The sequence below is a fragment of the Pseudomonas sp. AGC41 genome, from assembly GCF_057334555.1.
Genome location: NZ_JBHFJB010000090.1, coordinates 22,399 through 25,502, shown reverse-complemented (window position 1 = coordinate 25,502; position 3,104 = coordinate 22,399). Strand labels below are relative to the sequence as shown.

General features: G+C 64.1%; 4 protein-coding genes. 2 read left to right on the top strand and 2 right to left on the bottom strand.

The window, feature by feature from the left end; genetic code table 11:
* Nucleotides 1–45: 45 nt before the first annotated feature.
* Together ACE04F_RS16555 and ACE04F_RS16550 are read right to left on the bottom strand one after the other, a co-directional pair.
* Nucleotides 46–798: an anti-sigma factor family protein gene (locus tag ACE04F_RS16555; RefSeq protein WP_486108340.1), complete on the bottom strand. Its 753-nt coding sequence runs from the start codon at nucleotides 796–798 to the stop codon at nucleotides 46–48.
* Entirely contained in the window at nucleotides 795–1,301 is a 507-nt protein-coding gene (locus tag ACE04F_RS16550; protein ID WP_486108338.1) for a sigma-70 family RNA polymerase sigma factor, read from the bottom strand. Before ACE04F_RS16550 ends, ACE04F_RS16555 begins: the two co-directional genes overlap by 4 nt.
* A gap of 167 nt (nucleotides 1,302–1,468) precedes the next feature.
* On the opposite strand from ACE04F_RS16550, the gene ACE04F_RS16545 reads away from it, so the two are divergent.
* Together ACE04F_RS16545 and ACE04F_RS16540 are read left to right on the top strand one after the other, a co-directional pair.
* Nucleotides 1,469–2,551 carry a catalase family peroxidase gene (locus ACE04F_RS16545; RefSeq protein WP_486108336.1) on the top strand — a complete coding sequence of 361 codons (1,083 nt, stop codon included), beginning with the start codon at nucleotides 1,469–1,471 and terminating at the stop codon, nucleotides 2,549–2,551.
* Nucleotides 2,548–3,084 (top strand): cytochrome b, encoded by a 537-nt coding sequence (locus ACE04F_RS16540; protein ID WP_486108334.1) that lies wholly within the window; start codon nucleotides 2,548–2,550, stop codon nucleotides 3,082–3,084. Before ACE04F_RS16545 ends, ACE04F_RS16540 begins: the two co-directional genes overlap by 4 nt.
* Nucleotides 3,085–3,104 lie beyond the last annotated feature (20 nt).

Sequence of the window (3,104 nt, the reverse complement as noted above, 5' to 3'; positions counted from 1 at the left end):
CCCCCCACAAGGGGGCCACAGGGGGCCCGCAGGCGACAATGGCAATCAGAAGTTCAGGGTTTGCTTGAGCTGCTGCGCCGTCGGCATATCGCTCGGGATGACCATCGCATAGTTGTATCCCGGCCCGGACCAGTATTCGGCCTGCAACTCGCCGTCACGCCGGCTGCCACGGGGCAGCAGGTAGTTTTTCGGGCCAGGTGGGCGCACGTAGAAGCTGATCTTCTGGCCGCTGGCGTCCTGATAGAGCACCATCGCTGCCGCGCCTTGGTCGGTACTGAGCAAACGGCCACTGACCGGCCTGAAGCCCGCTGCCGAGAGATCCGGCAGGCGATCAGCCCGGGTGAAGTAGCGGTCGAGCCAGCCTTGCATATCCTGTTCATCGCCGCTCTGGTAGTCAGCTGGCAGGACGCCCTGCTGAGCAATCAACCGATAGGCCTGTAGTGCATCAGCCATGGGCGCTGCGGCGCTGAGCAGGGTCATCTGCCGTGCCTGCCATCCGCCGATTCCACCGACCCCGACCGCAAGCACCAGCACCGCCACGCTGGCCAGCTGGCGTCGGGTCCGATGTCGGAGACGTTGCCGGATGATCGCCGGATCCAGGCCAGGGTTGGGCGATTGCTGCAGGGCGGCGCTCATGGCCGCGCGCAATTGTTGGGTGTCTTGCTGCCATCCGCGGACCCGCGCGGTGACATCGGGATGGCTGTCGAGGTAGATCTGCATCTGGCGTTGCTCGTCGTCGCTGAGCTGGCGATCGACATAGGCGTGCAGGTCGCTGTCGCTGGGAGGCATGCTGATCATTTGAGTATCCGCAGGGCAGGGCGGGCGATTTCGCCTTCGCTGAGTTGACGCAACGCTTGGCGCGCGCGGGACAGACGCGACATCACGGTGCCCGTCGGCACGTCCAGGATGTCGGCAACTTGCTGGTAGCTCAAGCCTTCCACCGAGACCCATAACAGCAGCGCGCGCTGCTCGGTGGGCAGTTGGTCGAAAGCCTGGAGCGACGATTGGGCGATGACACTGCGTTCGGCCGAAGGGTGCGCATCGTCGCGGCCGGTAAACAATTCCAGCATCCGCGCATAACGTCGGGAGCGGCGATGGGCGTCGAGGAACTGCCGGTAGAGAATCGAAAACAGCCAGGCCCGCAAATCGCCGTCCGGGCGCTTGTCGTCCCATTTCGACAAGGCCCGTTCCAGGCACGCCTGCACCAGGTCATCGGCATTGCTCGGGTTGCGGGTCAGCGACACGGCGAAACGTCGTAGCCGTGGGATGAGCAGGCGCAACTGGTCGTCGAGTTCGTTCATGGGCGGGCGGCTTCGTTGGGCAATCGCTGAGTCGGGACTGGAAAGACGACCCGCGAACGAGATTATTCCAGTGCAGGAAAAATAAATATGCGACGTGGGAATAAACCCGTCGGGCTTTCGTCTGACAGGTCCTTTCCACAGATGGCCGTGTGCCCTGGAGTCTGCAAATGGTTGACCCTTCTTCTGAATCGAGTCGGCCGCCGTTGAGCGCTGCCAGCCTGGCGTTGCGCCTGACCGGCATCGCCGCGGTCGTTGCCGCGCTGGCCGCGGCATTCGCTTATGTAAACGGTACCCTGGACCCGCACCGACTGACGCCCAAGGCGTTGGTTAATGTGCTGGAAACCAATAACGGGGTTCATCCGGGTTTTCGGCGCAATCACTCCAAAGGCGTCTGCGTTGCCGGCTATTTTGACAACAGCGGCGAGGCGCGGGCCTACTCCAGCGCGCAGGTGTTCAACGATGCGCGGACGCCGGTGGTCGGCCGTTTTGCACTGCCCAGCGGCAACCCCTACGCACCCGATGGCAGTGTGCCGATCCGTAGCCTGGCGTTGCGTTTTACCCAGTCCGATGGCCAGCAATGGCGCACGGGTATGAACAGCATGCCGGTTTTCCCGGTGGGGACGCCCGAGGCGTTCTTCCAGCTGCAACAGGCCCAGTCGCCGGATCCGGCCACGGGTAAACCGAACCCGGCGGCGGTGCCGGCGTTTTTTGCCGCGCATCCCGAGGCGATGCCGTTCCTGCAATGGATCAAGACCGCAAAACCCTCGGCCAGCTATGCCACCGAAACTTATAACGGGATTAACGCGTTCTATCTGGTCAGCCCTGCGGGGCAGCGCCAGGCAGTGCGCTGGGGTGTGGTGCCGACGAGCCAGGACACTGCGCAGGCCACGCCGCCCCAAGGCGCTGATTTCCTGGAGCAGGACCTGACGAAACGCCTGGCTGCCGGGCCGCTGCGCTGGCAGCTGAACATCACCCTGGCCAATCCGGGCGACCCGGTCAACGACGCCAGCAAGGCCTGGCCCGGCGACCGCAAGGTGCTCAACGCCGGTACCCTGGTACTGGAGCGCGCCCAGGCGCAGGACAACGGGGATTGCCGCGACATCAACTATGACCCGCTGATCCTGCCCAGTGGCATCGAAGGCTCGGATGATCCGCTGCTGGCCGCCCGCTCGGCAGCCTATGCCAGTTCCTATCTGCGGCGCACCAGCGAAGTCAGCCAACTGCCTGCTACCCAGGAGTCCCGTCAATGAACGCCCCTCGACACTTCGCACCGCTGGCTCGGCTGCTGCATTGGCTGATGGCCCTGATGATCATCGCCATGCTGTTTATCGGCGCAGGCATGGTCGCCTCGGTGTCCGAGCGCCACGAATGGTTGCTCCAGCTGCACAAACCTCTGGGCATCGCGATTCTGTTGCTGGTGATCGTGCGCCTGGTGGTGCGCTTCACCCGCCGTACGCCGCCGCTGCCAGCCGATCTGCCGGGGTGGCAGGTATTGGCGGCCAAGGCCTCGCATGTCTTGCTGTATGCCTTGATGCTGATCCTGCCGCTGTTGGGCTGGAGCATGATTTCGGCAGCGGGCGACCCGGTGATGCTCAGCGAATCGCTGCGGTTGCCCTCCATCCTGCCAGCGGATGCCCAGACTTTCGCATGGCTGCGCAAGGCCCATGGCTACCTGGCCTATCTGTTGTTCCTAACCGTGCTGGTGCATCTGGCGGCAGCGCTGTTCCATGGGTGGGTGCGCCGGGATGAGGTGTTGGCCAGCATGTTGCGCGGCAAGGACTGACGCTTAACCCGTGGCGGGGG

Bases quoted from the DNA above. Each gene is read 5' to 3' on its own strand.
- ACE04F_RS16545 (WP_486108336.1), top strand. From the start codon at position 1,469: ATGGTTGACCCTTCTTCTGAATCGAGTCGGCCGCCGTTGAGCGCTGCC.
- ACE04F_RS16540 (WP_486108334.1), top strand. From the start codon at position 2,548: ATGAACGCCCCTCGACACTTCGCACCGCTGGCTCGGCTGCTGCATTGG.
- ACE04F_RS16555 (WP_486108340.1), bottom strand. From the start codon at position 798: ATGATCAGCATGCCTCCCAGCGACAGCGACCTGCACGCCTATGTCGAT.
- ACE04F_RS16550 (WP_486108338.1), bottom strand. From the start codon at position 1,301: ATGAACGAACTCGACGACCAGTTGCGCCTGCTCATCCCACGGCTACGA.